The 17344-nt window shown below is 40.7% G+C and carries 11 protein-coding genes; 5 read left to right on the top strand and 6 right to left on the bottom strand.

What is annotated here, in order from left to right; translation table 11 throughout:
- Window positions 1-4: 4 nt before the first annotated feature.
- From AC570I_RS10485 to AC570I_RS10475, 3 genes are all read right to left on the bottom strand, one after another.
- Window positions 5-799 (bottom strand): undecaprenyl-diphosphate phosphatase, encoded by a 795-nt coding sequence (locus tag AC570I_RS10485; protein WP_497405409.1) that lies wholly within the window; start codon window positions 797-799, stop codon window positions 5-7.
- 74 nt (window positions 800-873) lie between these two features.
- Window positions 874-1104 carry a DUF3098 domain-containing protein gene (locus AC570I_RS10480; protein ID WP_316799977.1) on the bottom strand — a complete coding sequence of 77 codons (231 nt, stop codon included), beginning with the start codon at window positions 1102-1104 and terminating at the stop codon, window positions 874-876.
- Entirely contained in the window at window positions 1104-1982 is an 879-nt protein-coding gene (locus tag AC570I_RS10475; protein ID WP_497405408.1) for a cell division protein FtsX, read from the bottom strand. Before AC570I_RS10475 ends, AC570I_RS10480 begins: the two co-directional genes overlap by 1 nt.
- Before the next feature lie 201 nt (window positions 1983-2183).
- Here AC570I_RS10475 and AC570I_RS10470 point away from each other — a divergent pair, with 201 nt between their 5' ends.
- Both AC570I_RS10470 and leuS read left to right on the top strand, forming a co-directional pair.
- Window positions 2184-2609: a lipocalin family protein gene (locus AC570I_RS10470; RefSeq protein WP_047798682.1), complete on the top strand. Its 426-nt coding sequence runs from the start codon at window positions 2184-2186 to the stop codon at window positions 2607-2609.
- Between the two features lie 122 nt (window positions 2610-2731).
- Window positions 2732-5518 carry a leucine--tRNA ligase gene (leuS, locus tag AC570I_RS10465; RefSeq protein WP_497405407.1) on the top strand — a complete coding sequence of 929 codons (2787 nt, stop codon included), beginning with the start codon at window positions 2732-2734 and terminating at the stop codon, window positions 5516-5518.
- Between the two features lie 83 nt (window positions 5519-5601).
- Here leuS and AC570I_RS10460 read toward each other — a convergent pair whose 3' ends face one another.
- The gene (locus tag AC570I_RS10460) at window positions 5602-6909 is read right to left on the bottom strand and encodes a DEAD/DEAH box helicase (protein ID WP_497405406.1); all 1308 of its coding nucleotides are present in this window, start codon (window positions 6907-6909) and stop codon (window positions 5602-5604) included.
- A 489-nt stretch (window positions 6910-7398) separates the two neighbouring features.
- On the opposite strand from AC570I_RS10460, the gene AC570I_RS10455 reads away from it, so the two are divergent.
- Entirely contained in the window at window positions 7399-10626 is a 3228-nt protein-coding gene (locus AC570I_RS10455; RefSeq protein ID WP_497405405.1) for a SusC/RagA family TonB-linked outer membrane protein, read from the top strand.
- A gap of 13 nt (window positions 10627-10639) precedes the next feature.
- The gene (locus AC570I_RS10450; RefSeq protein ID WP_497405404.1) at window positions 10640-12355 is read left to right on the top strand and encodes a RagB/SusD family nutrient uptake outer membrane protein; all 1716 of its coding nucleotides are present in this window, start codon (window positions 10640-10642) and stop codon (window positions 12353-12355) included.
- A gap of 48 nt (window positions 12356-12403) precedes the next feature.
- Here AC570I_RS10450 and AC570I_RS10445 read toward each other — a convergent pair whose 3' ends face one another.
- Window positions 12404-13738: an MFS transporter gene (locus AC570I_RS10445; RefSeq protein ID WP_497405403.1), complete on the bottom strand. Its 1335-nt coding sequence runs from the start codon at window positions 13736-13738 to the stop codon at window positions 12404-12406.
- Between the two features lie 69 nt (window positions 13739-13807).
- Window positions 13808-15145, bottom strand: a complete 1338-nt coding sequence (locus AC570I_RS10440; RefSeq protein WP_497405402.1) for an APC family permease — start codon at window positions 15143-15145, stop codon at window positions 13808-13810.
- Between the two features lie 327 nt (window positions 15146-15472).
- Between AC570I_RS10440 and AC570I_RS10435 the strand changes: the two genes are divergently transcribed.
- Window positions 15473-17341 carry a DNA topoisomerase IV subunit B gene (locus AC570I_RS10435; protein WP_047798676.1) on the top strand — a complete coding sequence of 623 codons (1869 nt, stop codon included), beginning with the start codon at window positions 15473-15475 and terminating at the stop codon, window positions 17339-17341.
- Window positions 17342-17344 lie beyond the last annotated feature (3 nt).

Below are 17344 nucleotides of genomic sequence, written 5' to 3'. Positions count from 1 at the left end.
CAGATTATATAATTTGTAAGTTATGGCCGCTTAATAATAAGATGATGATGATTAGTCCTGCTGCGATTCTATACCATCCGAAGGCTTTAAATCCATGTTTGTTCAGAAAACCAATAAAGCTTTTAATCGCCAACAATGCAACAACAAAAGCCACTATATTACCAATAACCAAAAGGTTAACCTGTTCGTGGGTAATGGTATTACCTTCCTTATAGAAATCGTAAAGCTTTTTTGCAGTTGCGGCAAACATGGTTGGTACCGCTAAAAAGAATGAGAATTCGGCAGCCACCTTTCTGCTTAATTTCTGGCTCATACCGCCAACAATGGTAGCGCCGGAACGGGATACTCCCGGAATCATCGCAATACATTGAAATAAACCGATTTTTAGAGCAGTCAGGTAACTTACATTTTCCTCTTCATCTATTGTAGGTTGGTTAAACCACTTATCAACAAATAATAGTATAATTCCTCCAACCAGGAGCGATACGCCAACGGCTAAGGGACTTTCCAAAAGCTCATCAATTTTTTTGCTTAACAATAATCCGAAAACTGCTGCAGGAACAAATGCAACGAGTAGTTTGATGTAAAAATTTATCGTCTTAAAAAATCTTTTAAAATATAAAACCACCACCGATAAGATGGCCCCGAGCTGGATAGCGACGGTAAAAAGTTTAACGAAAGGATCACTGGCGATGCCCATAAAGGAAGAACCTATAATCATGTGCCCAGTGCTTGACACTGGTAAAAATTCAGTTAAGCCCTCGATAATAGCAAGGATTAACGCTTCAAAATAATTCATATTTTTTGATGGTAAATAGCAAAAACGCCCGGTTGTAAATCAGGCGTTTCCAAAGATAATCCTTTACGGAAAAATTATTTTTTTAGAATGGCATAAACTCCAAAGGCAAAACCGGAAAGGACCACCAGGGGCGCCAGTAATGTTCTTCTAAAATCGTAAATATCGCCAGTTGTGCCCATCATCAGGATGAATCCAACAGCTACAATAGCTATGCTGATTAATAACAACTGATAGTTTTTTTTGGTGAAAACCAATTCACTTTTAACGTCCTTTGCAACCGGACTTGTTTTCTTTTCTAATGCCATTATCTGTATAGATGATAAGATTTTAAACGTAAATATCTGCTTACCGCGAACCAGGTACTGATGCCTGTAATAAAAATGCCAATGATGATCAGACTGATAAATACAAATCCAAATTCTTTGTAGTTGTTCAGAATAATAATTTCAGGAACTTCTTTACGCGCATAAATTAATGTAGCCAGCAAAATAATGATCGCAATAAAGGCTGCAATTAAACCATGTAATGCGGCATACAGTAAGAAAGGACGTCGGATAAAATTTTTCGTTGCACCAACAAGCTGCATACTTTTAATTAAAAAACGCTGAGAGTAAATGGCTAAGCGTATAGTGTTGTTTATCAGTGCAATGGATATAATCAAAAGTAGCGCTGCAAATGCCAGAATAATCAGGCTGATGGTGCTGATGTTCTTGTTTACCATGTCAATCAGGGAACTTTGATAAACCACTTCCTTAACAACAGGATTTTTAGAAATGCTTGCTTTCAGCGCATCGATACTTTTATTATTCGCATATTCTGCTTTCAGGTACACATCGAACGTAGATGTCAAAGGGTTATATCCTAAAAAGTTAACAAAATCTTCGCCTAAATCCTGAGTCAGGTTTCTTGCTGCAAGTTCCTTATTTACGTATTGTGTTTGTTTAACGGCAGGGTTGTTATTCAACTCTTTTTGAAAAGCTAAAACGTCCGTTTCTTTCGCGGCCTCATCAACAATGATATTTAAAACGATATTTTCCTTCACATAGTTGGAAAGGTTTTTGGCGTGTACGAGCACCAAACCAAGCAGACCCAGCATTAACAAAACCAATGCAATACTGATAATAGTAGAAATATATACGGTTTTGGTTTTTTTAGATGCGTCACTTACCTCAAATTCTTCCATGTATTTCATTTTTGTTTCTGCGAAAATATAAATTATACCTGATAAACTCCAATAATCATCCAGCTTAAATGGTCTTTAACGTAAGATGTAAACAATTAGTTTAGTGTGGAAATTGTTTTGGAAAATCTGTCTTTTGTAAAAATACGGTACGAAATTTGTTAAAACGCCGTTAATGATGATATCCTATAACTAAAATTTACTATGAAAAAACGAATTACATTACTGAGCCTTCTTTTTTTAGTCGCGACGACAATTATTTCATGCAAAAAAGATACAACTTCATTGAAAGCCCGTATGATGGGCAAATGGATGATCAGTAAAATCGAAACCACAGGCTACACCGCTGCTGAAACACTTAATGACCCAACAAAATTGAATGGAACTGTAACATATGGATCAACTGCAGATTATATCGACTTCAAATCTAATAACGATGATCAGGTGGAATTAAGTTTGAAAGGAAATCGTACTATCGGTACTTATACCATCACTTATGAGGATCAGTTTACTATGGATCTAAACGACGGACTAAACTATGCTGCGGTAAACAGCATTACCACTACGCAGTTTCAGTTTACCTCAACCATCAATAACCGCATTAAAAAGGTATACTACCTGACTAAATAAAATTACTATTTCAATAATTGACAAACGCCATTGGTTAATGACCAATGGCGCTTTTTTTTATATGTTTCACTAAAACCCCTTAATTTCCGTAATTTCGCTGCTTTAAAAAAATATAACCTGCAATGGATTACCAATTCAAAGAAATAGAGCAAAAGTGGCAGAAGTTTTGGGCCGACAATCAAACATTTAAAGCCGAAAGTAATTCTGAAAAACCAAAATATTATGTATTAGACATGTTTCCTTATCCATCAGGCGCAGGTTTACATGTTGGTCATCCACTGGGTTATATTGCATCCGATATTTTTTCGAGATATAAACGTCTTAAGGGATTCAACGTTCTGCATCCAATGGGATATGATTCCTTCGGTTTACCTGCAGAGCAATATGCTATTCAAACCGGGCAGCATCCGGCTATTACTACCGAGGCTAACATTGCAACATACCGCCGCCAGTTGGATCAGATTGGTTTTTCTTTCGACTGGAGCCGTGAAGTGCGTACCAGTGAGTCATCTTATTACAAATGGACTCAATGGATTTTCATGCAATTATTTAATTCATGGTATAATATAGAAAATGACAGGGCAGAAGACATTACCACCTTAATTGAGAAATTTAACGCATCTGGTACGGCAGATGTTAAGGCTGTTTGCGATGAGGATGTGAAATCTTTTCTTCCAAGTGATTGGGCAACTTTTTCTGATGAGGAAAAACAGGTAGAATTATTAAAATACCGGATGACTTACCTTCGGGAAAGTACCGTAAACTGGTGTCCTGCCTTAGGAACAGTACTGGCAAATGATGAGGTAAAGGATGGTTTTTCTGAGCGTGGTGGATTTCCGGTTGAACAGAAGAAAATGATGCAGTGGAGCATGAGAATTACTGCATATTCCGACAGGCTTTTGCAAGGTTTAGATACCATCGACTGGCCGGAGCCGATTAAGGAAATGCAGCGCAACTGGATAGGTAAAAGTGTTGGTGCGTCAGTTAAGTTTCAGGTAGAAGGAAGCGACAAACAAATTGAAGTGTTCACTACCCGTGTAGATACAATCTTCGGAGTGTCCTATCTTGTATTGGCACCTGAGCACGAATGGGTGGCAGAATTGACTACATCAGAACAAAAGCAGGATATCAGCAATTACATCTCACAAACTAAAAAGAAATCGGAATTAGACCGCATGGCGGATACCAAAACCGTTTCAGGTGCCTTTACAGGTACCTATGTTATTAACCCGGTAAGTGGTGAGCGGGTTCCGTTGTGGATTGCTGATTACGTGCTTGCGGGATATGGAACTGGTGCGGTAATGGGTGTGCCAAGTGGCGACCAGCGCGACTGGTTGTTCGCAACGCATTTCAATTTGCCGATTATCCAGATTCTGGACGGTCAGAAAGACATCGAAATACAGGCTGATCCAACTAAGGAAGGTAGATACATCAATTCCGGGTTCATCAACGGATTGACGTATAAAGAAGCAGTAGATTTTCTGAATAACTGGCTTGAAGTAGAAAAAGTGGGTAAAGCAAAAGTTAACTTCCGTCAGCGGGATGCGATTTTTGGCCGCCAGCGTTACTGGGGAGAGCCCATTCCGGTATACTTTAAAGATGGATTGCCTTATTTGGTGAAAGAGGACGAATTACCGTTGATACTGCCAGAAATTGATAAATATTTACCTACCGAAACCGGAGAGCCACCTTTAGCAAGAGCTGAAAACTGGGCGCCAAAGGAAGGCGGGACATACGAGCTTAGCACCATGCCAGGCTGGGCCGGCAGTAGCTGGTACTGGTACCGTTACATGGATGCAAACAACAATGCTGAATTTGCTTCTCCACAAGCTATTGAGTATTGGAAAGATGTGGATTTGTATATTGGTGGTTCTGAACACGCAACCGGCCACTTATTATACAGTCGTTTCTGGAATAAATTTTTGAAAGATTTGGGATACACCAAAGAAGAGGAACCTTTCAAAAAACTGATTAATCAGGGAATGATTCAGGGCAGAAGTAATTTCGTTTATAGAATGAATGATGCCGATGGCAAGCCTACAAATACCTATGTTTCCGCGGGTTTAAGGAAAGAATATAAAACATCGGCATTACACGTGGATGTAAATATTGTTGAAAACGATACATTAGACATTAATAAATTTAAGGCGTGGAGAGAAGAGTTTGCCACTGCCGAATTTATTCTTGAGGGTGGAAAATACATTTGTGGTGTTGAGGTAGAAAAAATGTCGAAATCAAAGTTTAACGTGGTTAATCCGGATGATTTGATTGAGCGATATGGTGCGGATACCCTTCGTATGTATGAAATGTTTTTAGGGCCGCTGGAGCAAAGCAAACCATGGAATACCAATGGTATTGAGGGGGTGTTTAAGTTTTTGCGTAAATTCTGGCGATTATTCCACAACGAAGCCTGGGAATTCAACGTGTCTGACGCGGAACCAACTAAGGCAGAATTGAAGGCACTGCACAAAATCATTAAAAAAGTGCAGGATGATATTGAGCGTTTCTCATTCAATACATCTGTTTCGAGCTTTATGATCGCAGTGAATGAACTAACAGATTTGAAATGCAATAAACGCAGTATTTTACAGGATATGGTCATTATCCTTTCTCCATATGCGCCACATATTTGCGAGGAACTTTGGGTTCAGCTAGGTAATGAAGCCGGAACTTTATCTTATACAGCCTTCCCTGTTTTCAATCCTGAACACCTGGTAGAAGATGAGTTCGCATATCCTGTTTCCATCAATGGAAAAATGAAAATGAATTTAAACCTCAGCTTAAACCTGTCTCAACCAGAAGTAGAAGCAATTTTACTTGCTGATGAACACTTTAATAAGTTCCTGGATGGTAAACCAGCCAAGAAAATTATTTTCGTAAAAGGTAAGATTATAAACGTTGTAATTTAATACTGAGCACAAAAAAACCGGGTTGTATCAACAACCCGGTTTTTGCTATTTACAGCAGATGTTTATTGTTACTGCTTTAGTTTTTATGCTTTCTTAGCTTTACTTCTGTTTCCACCAAACCTTCTGTTGTTGCTGGCATTACGGGGCTTTCCGCTCATGTTTCCATCGCCGCCTCCTTTTCTGCCTCCACCACCGCCTTTCGATTGTGCCTGAGGTTTGCGTTTAACCTGATTTTTTGCCAGCATGCTCTCCCAGGTCAACGGGTAAGGATGATCATCAACCACAGGTAAAGTAATTTTGATCAGTTTCTGGATATCCAGTAAATATTCATTTTCTTCCGCATCGCAAAAGGAAATAGCTATTCCGTTTGCACCCGCACGACCAGTACGGCCAATCCTATGTACATAAGATTCAGGAATGTTTGGCAACTCGTAATTGAATACGTGTGATAACTGGTCTATATCAATACCGCGGGCAGCAATATCTGTAGCCACAAGCACCCGGATTTTACGGTCTTTAAAATCAGTTAAGGCACGTTGGCGGGCATTTTGGGATTTATTTCCGTGAATAGCCGCTGCTTTAATACCGGCGTGCGCTAAATCCTTCACTATTCTGTCTGCGCCATGTTTCGTACGCGTAAATACCAGAGCGGTCTGGATATCTTTATCCTCCAGCAAGTGGATTAAAAGTTTCTTTTTATCCGGCTTATCAACAAAATAAACGGACTGTACAATCGTTTCTGCGGTTGAGGAAATTGGGGTAACCTCAACTTTTGTCGGATTGGAAAGAATGGTATTCGCCAGTTTCTGGATTTCATCCGGCATCGTAGCCGAGAAAAACAAGGTTTGACGGATGGCAGGTAATTTAGCAACCGTTCTTTTTACATCGTGGATAAATCCCATATCCAGCATCCTGTCTGCTTCATCCAGTACGAAAACCTCAATCGTATTTAAATTGATAAAGCCCTGGTTCATTAGATCCAGTAAACGCCCCGGGGTGGCTACCAGGATATCGACCCCTTTTTTCAGGGCTTCAACCTGTGAGTGTTGGTTTACTCCACCAAAAATTACCAGATGACGCAGGTTTAAATGACGGCCATAGGCTTTAAAGCTTTCTTCGATTTGAATGGCAAGCTCGCGCGTTGGTGTTAAAACCAAAGCCTTAATATTTTTATTGGCTTTAGTGTTAATGTGTTTTTCGTGCAGTAACTGCAACATCGGGATGGCAAAGGCAGCAGTTTTACCCGTTCCTGTTTGCGCGCAACCCAGTAAATCTTTACCTTTTAATATCGTTGGAATGGATTGCTCCTGTATAGGCGTTGGTTGCGTATAACCTTCATTCTCAAGCGCCTTTAATATAGGCTCTATGAGGTTTAATTCTTTGAATAACATGTATTTTTCTTTGTAATATTTATCGAAGAAGCTAGAACAATCAATTGTTGAAGGACTAACTTGCGGAGAGAATATGCCATTTGGAATGGCAAGCCCTTATTCCTGCTTCGGTGCAAAGGTAAGCTTTATAAAGTGAACAAAAAAATATTGATCAGCTTTGAATGGTAATTGGGCAATATGGCCTGCAATCCGTATAGTCCTGTACAATTTTATTTTTTGTGTAGGATTTTACTTTATTATTTTGTAGGTTTAATTTGTAATTGTATTAATCTAACCAAATATACACTTCCAGTTATGAAAAATAATCTACTTTTCCTTGTAGGCTTTATTTCCTATTTCTTAAATATTTCCCGGATAAATGAACTGTTTTTTAGCAAGCTGAAGCCTCACTCTCAGAGCGGCTGCCCCTGATGTATGCTGAACGGAAAAATAAACTGTGGTTGCAGGTTTTGTAACCAGCTCTATTTCCTTAACTAATCAATTAATCTTATGAATCAAAACCAATCTTTTGTTCAGAGGAAACTTTTCCTCTGGCTACTGGCCTTGCTATTTGCGGTCGGTGCCAATGCCCAGACCAAAATCACGGGTAAGGTAATTGCAAGCGACGATAAACAGCCTGTTGTCGGAGCGACTATTAAAATCAAAAACGGAGTGGGGGGAGCCAGCACCGATGCAAACGGAAGCTTTACATTGAGTGCGAAATCCAGTGATGTGCTCGTCGTATCTTTCATTGGCTATACCGCTAAAGAAGTAACTGTAGGCAACCAGACCAACCTTGCCATTGTTTTGAATGCAGAGAATAACGATTTAACGGAAATCGTTGTTACCGGTTATTCTTCACAACGCAAAAAGGATTTAACGGGTGCGGTTGCTGTGGTGGATATGGGCTTATTAAAAGCACAACCAGCAGCGAGTGCCGTTGAAGCCTTGCAGGGGAAAGCTACAGGTGTCTCCATCATAAATGATGGTGCCCCAGGATCCACCCCCCAAATCAGGATTCGTGGAACGAGTACCATTAACAACAATGAGCCACTTTACGTGATTGATGGAGTTCCATTTGAAGGCAAACTTTCCTGGCTCAACCAGAATGATATTGAAAGTTTGCAAGTGCTGAAAGATGCTTCTTCAGCATCAATATATGGCTCGCGGGCAAATAATGGTGTAGTGATCATTACAACCAAAAAAGGAATTTCAGGTGTTCCGAAAATTTCGGTTGATTCATATTATGGCACTCAAGCACCGCGCAAAGGTAGCTTCCCGGAAATGATGAATCCACAACAATACGCCCAGTATGTTTTTGATAGTTATACCAATGCAGGTAAAGCAATTGCAGCGGGACGTAATTATGGTTCAGGAACAACTCCGGTATTGCCAGAGTACCTGGTTGCGGGTTCAGTTTTGGGCCAGGATGTTACTGCCGCAGATGCCGATCCTTCTAAATATAACTATAGCAGAGACCCTTCTTTATTTTACCAGATTACCCGGGCCAATAAAGCAGGAACCAACTGGTTCGATGAGATTACCAAAGCTGCACCGATTCAAAATTATCAGCTGGGTGCTACCGGCGGATCTGATAATGCCACCTACTCCCTTTCGGCTGGTTATCTTAACCAGAAAGGTACAATCGAGTATACTGGCTTTAAACGATATAACTTCAGGTCAAATACAACTGTCAACGCTTTCAATAAACGCGTACGGTTTGGAGAAAATGCACAGTACAGCTATTCAGAAGGTTACGGTTTTGGAGTAAATCCAAACACACCTGGAAGTTACCAGGATCAGGGTAGTGCACTTGGCTGGGCTTATCGTATACCGACCATTATACCTGTTTACGACATTAATGGAAATTTCGCAGGCAGCCGGGGAAGCCAGCTGGGTAATGCGGAGAATCCACTGGCGGTACTGTACCGGGCTAAAGACAATGTGAATAAGAATAATTTTTTCTTCGGAAATATTTTTGCCGAAGGTGACATTATAAAAGGCCTCGTATTGAGAACAAATTTCGGGATACGGTACGAAAACTATAACGGTTTATCGATGCGTTATCCAAATCTCGAATTTTCCGAAGGAAATAATTCAAATAACCTCAGCGAATACCAGGGTTACAATACAGAGTGGACATGGACAAATACACTAAACTATACCGCTACATTTGCTGAAAAACATCGTTTAACCGTATTAGCTGGTACCGAGGCCATCCGCTCGAGGTCGAGACAACTGAATGCAGCAAGAAATGATTTCTTTTTATTGGGTGATCTGGATTACTACTACCTGAATACAGGTTCTTCGAATATCAGTAATTCCAGTACCGGCTCGATAGGTTCTCTTTTCTCGCTGTTTACAAAAGTAGATTACTCCTTTAACGATCGCTACCTGGCCAGTTTTACGCTCCGTAGAGATGGTTCCTCAAACTTTGGCCCATCAAATAAATATGGATTCTATCCTGCTGGAAGTGTAGCCTGGAGACTTTCTGAGGAAGCCTTTCTGAAAAACGCCAAATGGGTGAGTGATTTGAAACTTCGTGTAGGCTATGGCCAAACCGGAAACCAGCGAATACCACCTTATCAATATATCAACAGATATCAGAGTTCCATCATTAATGCCGCCTATGCAGTTGGCGGAGGAAACACCTTAACCACTGGGGTTTGGCAAAATGCCTATCAAAATGCTGACGTAAAATGGGAATCTTTAAAGGCATTAAATGTTGGTTTGGATTTCACTATTCTTGATGGCAGATTTGATGGATCAATCGATGCGTATAGTAAAAAAACAACAGACATGCTATATAATCTCCCTCTGCCGGTAAGTGTTGTTGGCGGTGGCAGTGCACCCTTTGTAAATATTGGTGACATGAGTAACAAGGGGATTGAATTTAATGTCGCTTATCATCACGGACGTAAAGCAGATTCACCCTTGAAATTTGATGTAGGTTTAAATTTTTCAAGGAACATTAATAAAATCGACAGACTTGCACCCGGTATCTTTAATCAGGTATATGGTAACTACAGAAGTTTACAAACGAGTGTATTACAGGAAGGAGCAGCTTTCGGTTCTTTCTACGGGTATAAAACGAACGGCATTTATCAAAGTATAGCAGAAGTTACGGCCGGGCCGTCTTATGCTGGTGCCCGTGTAGGTGGATTACGCTACCTGGATGTTAACGGCGATGGTATCATTGATCCTAAAGACCGAACGATTATTGGCGACCCGAATCCCGACTTTAACTATGGGGTTAACCTCAACGCATCTTATAAAAATTTCGATATCTCGGCATTTATATATGGTGTACAGGGTAATGACATATTCGAGGCGACACGTTATTTCACCGACTTTCCGTCCTTTGATGGTGCAAAGAGTACCCGCTTGTTAGATGCATGGAGCCCTACCAACAGGTCGAGTAATATCCCATCTGCCTATGCTGGTGCTTCTGATGTGGAGTTTGCTTCTTCAAGCTACTATATTCAGAATGGCAGTTTCGTGAGGCTTAAAAATGTACAGTTAGGCTACACGATCCCGTCTAAAGTTTTTGGAACAAAATCAGGAATAAGCCGTTTCAGAATTTATGCTTCTGCCAGTAACTTATTTACCATCACAAAATATACCGGCTTAGATCCTGAAGTTACACAAATCACAGATACTTTCACCGCTCCTGGTGTTGATCAGGGCGTATATCCATCGCCGAGACAATTTTTATTAGGTATTAATGTTGGATTTTAATCAAAGAGACAAGATGAAACATATCAAAAATACTTTCCTGTTCCTGCTGATACTGAGCTTTGTATCCTGCAAGAAAGATTTCCTTTCGCTCAACCCGCAAGCCGAACTCACAGCAGAGCAATTGACTACCCAGGATGGGGTAGAGGGCTTACTGGTTGGTGCATACGGATTGCTCAATGGCAATATTAATGGCACCTGGGGTAACTATGGCGCTGCACCAAGTCAATGGCTTTTCGGTGAGGTGGCTTCGGATAATGCGCATAAGGGCAGTAGCGTAGGTGATCAGCCCAATATGAATGCTATCGAGCAGCATTCCCCAACCAGTACAAATGATAACCTTTCCAATCTCTACAACAGATGTTTTGAAGGGGTTCAACGTTGCAACAATACCCTTAAAATCCTGGCCGACTTACAATCTGGCAAGGGGGGGAGCAAATTTGCCGATGCAAGGGCAAAAGAGATCCAGGGAGAAGCGAGGTTGCTACGGGCACATTATTACTTTTTTCTGGTTAGGGTATTTAAGGTGGTTCCTTATGTTACAGAAGCCACTGCAGGTACCTTTGTCCCAAATGACAAAGATATTTATCCGAACATCATTGAAGATTTACAGTTTGCCGTTGCCAACCTGAGTACAACCAAACCGAAGAATCAAAAAGGGCGTATGGATAAATATGCAGCCCAGGCCTATCTGGGAAAAGTGCTGCTTTATCAGAAGCGTTATGCAGAAGCCTATACTCTACTGAATGCAGTCATTCTGGCTAAACCAGATCTGACAACGCTGCCCTATAGCGATAATTTCGACATCACTAAAGAAGACGGTCCGGAATCTATTGTAGTAGTGGAGCACTCTGTTGGTACCGATGGTACCGGGGGTGAAAACGGAAATGTGGGCGATATGTTAAACTTTCCTTATGGAAGCGTTACACCAATCAACTGCTGCGGATTTTTTCAGCCTACAATCGACTTAGCCAATGCATTTAAAGTTAATGCTGCGGGGCTTCCGTTACTAGACGGCAGCTACCGTACCAACCCTTATCTTTCTGATTTTGGTTTAACAGCTACGCAAAAAACAAACTATCAGGTCGACAAAACTTTGGCGCTTGATCCCAGGATTGAATCAACCATCGGCAGACGGGGTGTCCCTTACCGCGACTGGGGAATCATGGCTGGAGACAGCTGGATCAGAGATGTGAGTAGCGGCGGTCCGTTTGTGGCGGTTAAAAATTCTATTGAGGCGGCACAGATTGCCTCGGGTACAGGACCGGGAATGACGAATGTTACCGGATTAAATGTTAACCTGATACGCCTGGGTGATATTTACCTGATGGCTGCGGAATGCGCCGTGGAAACAGGTGATTTGCCAAGGGCCTTAACCCTGGTGAATGCCGTTCGGCAGCGTGCCGCAAAAATAACCCCGGCAACGATTAACGGAACTCCTGCAGCGGCATATAAAGTAAGCCCTTATCCCTCTTTTCCAAATGCCGACTATGCACGTACCGCTGTTCGTTTTGAGCGTAGGCTGGAGCTGGCTATGGAAGGACACCGCTTTTTTGACTTAGTACGCTGGGGTGTGGCTAAACAAACACTTGAAAGCTACTTTGGATTTGAAGGTAATTATTTTGACTACCTGAAGGGACTTGTTATCGAAACGAGAGATGAACATTTTCCGCTTCCTCAGGATCAGATTGACAGGAGCAACGGAACTTTAAAACAAAGTCCGGGCTACTAAATCAACCATGATGTTAATCAGGCAGAACCTTTACGGGTTCTGCCTTTTTTATTGCTCTTCTTTAAATCTGCTGAAAAATAAAAGGGCTATGATGCAGAGTGAAAAACCCACGATGCCGTTTAGCCTTAAACCATAATCGTTTCCCGGATCTTTACCATAAATGGTGAGCATGGCAAAAACAGCTATGCCAATTGTTTGACCTAGTTTCACGAACAAATATTTGACTGCGAAAAACATTCCTTCGTGGTTTTCTCCACTTTCTAAAGTGTCTTTTTGTGCAATATCAGCTAAAATCGCATTCGGAAGAATACCGAGTGCCGCTAACGGAAACGAAGCGAAGACAACCAGAATATACATCTGGTTAGCAGGTGCGAAAGGTAATTTGCCTAAAAAGAATATGGTCACGAAAATCAGACTTAATATTCCGAAGGCGAAAAGTACAAGTCGCTTTTTACCAAATTTCTTTGAGCCGTAATTGATAAAAGGATAAAATAAAAGCGACAATAAAACCATTAAGCCCATAAATTTACCCCCGTCAGAATCGGGTAAGCCAAGCAGTACGGTTACAAAATATAAAAGTCCGCTCGACATGATGCTTAATGCGGTGTAGTACGTAAAATCCGAAATCAGGTAATATTTAAAATTCGAGTTGCGAAAAGTGCTTTTTATGGCTGGTAACAACGGAATATGTGAAGGTTTAGTTTTTACATACTCCCGCTCATTGATAAGTAAAATTGGCATAATCATCACTAAGCCTGAGAAAACACTTAAGGCGATGATGGTGTATTGCAAGGCCTCGAAGCGACTGGCCACATGAAATCCACTTTGAATCAAATCCGCGAAGTTATTGATCAGGGCACCCAGGATCATCCCCATTACAAAGCCCACCTGTTGCAGAGTCGAAAGCTTTACTTTTTCTTCGGTTGTATGTGTTAGTTCAGCCAGCAATGCATTGTAAGGGATAATATAGGTCGTAACTGATATGAAAAAGCCTGCCAGGGCCACTGTAAGCCACCAGGCATTATGTACACTTTCGCCCTTTACCCAGGGATGGAATACCAGGCAGCAGCACACCACTGCAGGCAGAATCGCCCACTTCATAATAGGGAAACGTCTTCCTTTGGGATTATTACTTCTATCACTTACTGAAGCAATAAACGGATCGTATATTGCATCAATAAGCCTTCCTGAAGCAGCAATAATAGAGAGTAAGTTGAAAGCACCAAATAACAACAGTTGTGGTACAAGTGGAGTTAGGCCGGAATTGTTTGGCGGCAGGTAGAAATAGGGTAACATCACGATGATAATATTCGTCATGATACTCCAGCCCATCATTCCTGCGGCGTAAGCTATCTTTTGTTTTCCTGAGAGTGTTTTGTTCATTGATGATCTCACTAATTAAACTAAAAAGCATTACACCATAAAGTATAGTGTTGCTTTTCAGTCTTTAAATTATTTCTTTTTAAACAATTTCGCAATGAAATAGATTAACAGAAACCCAATAAATATATATAATCCATTTAATGCTGCATTTGGGTCATCGGCATAAATACTAAAAGCAACAAAAGTGTAGGCAGCAATAAATATGATTGGCAATATAGGGTATAACGGAACCGTATAAATTGTTTTTTTATCAAGATGGGCAGTGCGTTTTCTCAAAATGAAAATAGTTGCTGCCGAACTTGCCATGCTAATGCTTTCGAGAAAAATAGTGTAGTTCAAAATCTTGTCAAAGGTTTTGGCAAAGAAAATGATAACTACGGCTACGATTGCAAAAACGGTTAAACTCCAGGTAATCACCTCGGTTTTTGTGTTCATTTTACTGAAGATTTTCGGAAGCGCTCCTTCTTCACCCATGGCGAACATCGCCCTGGGGTTACTTAGCAGATTAACATTTACGTATCCCATCACTGAAATGAAGATGATGACCGAAAGCATGTTAAACCCGGCGGGACCGAAGATTTTTGAGGCGAGAATCGCCGCAATGCTTTCGGCAGTTTTCAACTCTTCGAAGCCAATTACCTTTACATACACATAATTAAGTACCATGTATAGCGCTACGATAATGGTAAGTCCGATAATAATGGAACGTGGAATAACCTTCTTAGCTTCTTTAACCTCTCCGCCAAAGTTAATGGTTTGGGCGTAGCCGGCATAAGAGAATGAAACGGCAATTAAACATAAGCCCAGGGCTTTTCCATAATCGGCCCATCCCGGCAATAAACCGTTTGTGGTTTTAAAGACAGGGGTGTCTGACTGAGCCTGTCCCGCGAAAAATACTGCACAGATCAACGTTAATATCAGGACAATTTTAATGATGGTGAGCACATTCTGTGTTTTCGAACTGGCCTTTAATCCCAGCAGGTTGATGAAATAAAAGATCAGAATAGTTGAAATGGCTATGATGACTCGATAGGTCTCATTCTGCATTGCTGCCGGAAGAATAATTTTACTAAGGTATTCTGCACCGATGATTGAGATGGCGGCGACTGAGGCTGCACTTGAAATTAGAACGATACAATTTATCGCAAAAGCGATAGAAGGGTGGTAGGCCTTTGAGAAAATTTTATAGTATCCACCGGTGACCGGGTAACGCGAGCCAATTTCAGCATAAGTAAGTGCGCCACAAAATGCAACAAACCCACCGATGAACCAGGCCAGATAAAACAACTCAGGGATTTTTGCTTTTGCAGCCACATTAACCGGAGTGCGGAATATACCCATTCCAATGACCAGGCTAACTACAATCATAGACAAATCAAATAGCGAAAGTTGCTTTTTCTGTTGCATTAAACGTGAATTTCAAATAAAGGTTGAAGATAGCTAAAATATAGAAAATGTGAGATGCGGCTGTGCTTCCATCTGGAATTTGTTACCGGTTCATTTTTGTTGAAATTTTCATTTGCTAGCCTCGCAGAATAAATCTATTATTGTATAATAATTTTTTGCTATTAGGTAATTCGGATCATAATTTAAATGTTTTCTGGATTTTCAATAACAAATCATCCCTAAATACTTGTCATGTTGATCGTTAAAGCTTTCCCCGAACATCCCTCGGTACAGCTGCTTTGTGTGAAAACCGGAGTTCAATCAACCTGACAGCAAATAACAAAATTTATGGCAGAAGTAATTTATAACGACGACAGTATTCGATCATTAGACTGGAAAGAACACATCAGACTACGTCCCGGTATGTATATCGGTAAACTTGGTGATGGGTCGGCCCAGGATGATGGTATTTATGTTTTGTTAAAGGAAATTGTAGATAACTCTATCGATGAGTTTGTGATGGGCACTGGAAAAACCATCGAAATTACTGTTTCTGAACAAAAGATAAATGTTCGCGATTATGGTCGCGGGATACCTTTAGGAAAAGTTATTGATTGCGTAAGTAAAATAAATACAGGTGGTAAATACGATAGTAATGCCTTTCAGAAATCAGTAGGACTGAATGGTGTGGGTACAAAAGCAGTAAATGCGCTATCCACCAGTTTTACTGTACAATCTTATCGTGATGGTAAAACAAAAAAGGTAGAGTTTTCAAAAGGAGAGATTGTAAATGAGCAACCTGTTATTGATACTACACAGCGAAATGGTACAGCCATTACTTTTTATCCCGACGAAACGATTTTCAGAAACTACCATTACATTCCGGATTTTGTAGAAAGTATGGTGTGGAATTATGTTTTCCTGAATACCGGACTGACCGTAAATTTTAATAACCAGAAATATTTCTCGGAAAGGGGTTTATACGACCTGCTTTCCAAATTTAACAAGCCTGAAGAAATTCGTTACCCGATCATACACATGATTGGTAGTGACATTGAAATTGCCATGACTCACGGTCAGCAATATGGTGAAGACTACCACTCATTTGTTAACGGACAGCATACCACCCAGGGAGGAACTCACCAGGCAGCGTTCAGGGCTGCAGTGGTAAAAACTGTACGCGAATTTTTTAAGAAGGAGTTTGATGCTTCGGATGTACGTTCATCCATCATCGCAGCGATCTCAGTTCGCGTTCAGGAACCTGTATTTGAATCGCAGACCAAAACCAAGCTCGGCTCCCAGAATATGGGTCCGGACGGGCCGTCAGTTGCCACATTTATCAATGATTTCGTGAAGAAAGAACTTGATGATTACCTGCATAAAAACCCTGATGTTGCAGATGCACTGTTAAAAAGGATCATGCAATCCGAGCGTGAGCGTAAAGATATTGCCGGCATTAAAAAACTGGCTAACGACAGGGCAAAAAAGGCATCGTTGCATAACAAAAAGCTGCGCGACTGTAAAGTTCATTTCAATTCTACCCACGAGAAACGTTATGAAACAACTTTGTTTATTACTGAAGGTGATTCTGCATCTGGTTCCATTACCAAATCACGTGATGTAGATTGCCAGGCAGTTTTCAGCTTAAAGGGTAAGCCGCTTAACTGTTATGAACTTACTAAAAAGGTGGTGTATGAAAACGAAGAATTTAACCTTTTACAACATGCATTAAACATCGAAGATGGCCTGGATGGCCTGCATTACAATAACATTGTGATTGCGACGGATGCAGACGTTGATGGGATGCACATTAGATTGCTGATGATGACATTCTTTCTGCAGTTTTTTCCTGATTTAGTAAAAGCAGGACATGTTTACATTTTACAAACACCCTTATTCAGGGTTAGAAATAAGAAAGAAACCATTTATTGTTATAGTGATGAAGAACGCCGGAATGCTATCGAGAAATTAGGGAACAAACCTGAAATTACTCGTTTTAAGGGGTTAGGGGAAATATCTCCGGATGAATTTGGTTTGTTTATCGGAAAAGATATCAGGCTCGATCCTGTTATTTTAAAAGATCAGACCATTAAAGGTTTGCTGGAATACTATATGGGAAAAAACACACCCGACAGACAGCAGCACATTATCAAAAACCTCCGAATTGAAAAAGACGAAGTGAATGAAGAACCTAAAATTATTGATGAAGTAGCCTAAAAT

The organism is Pedobacter sp. A2324 (assembly GCF_059693705.1).
This window is presented reverse-complemented; position numbering and strand designations above follow the sequence as displayed.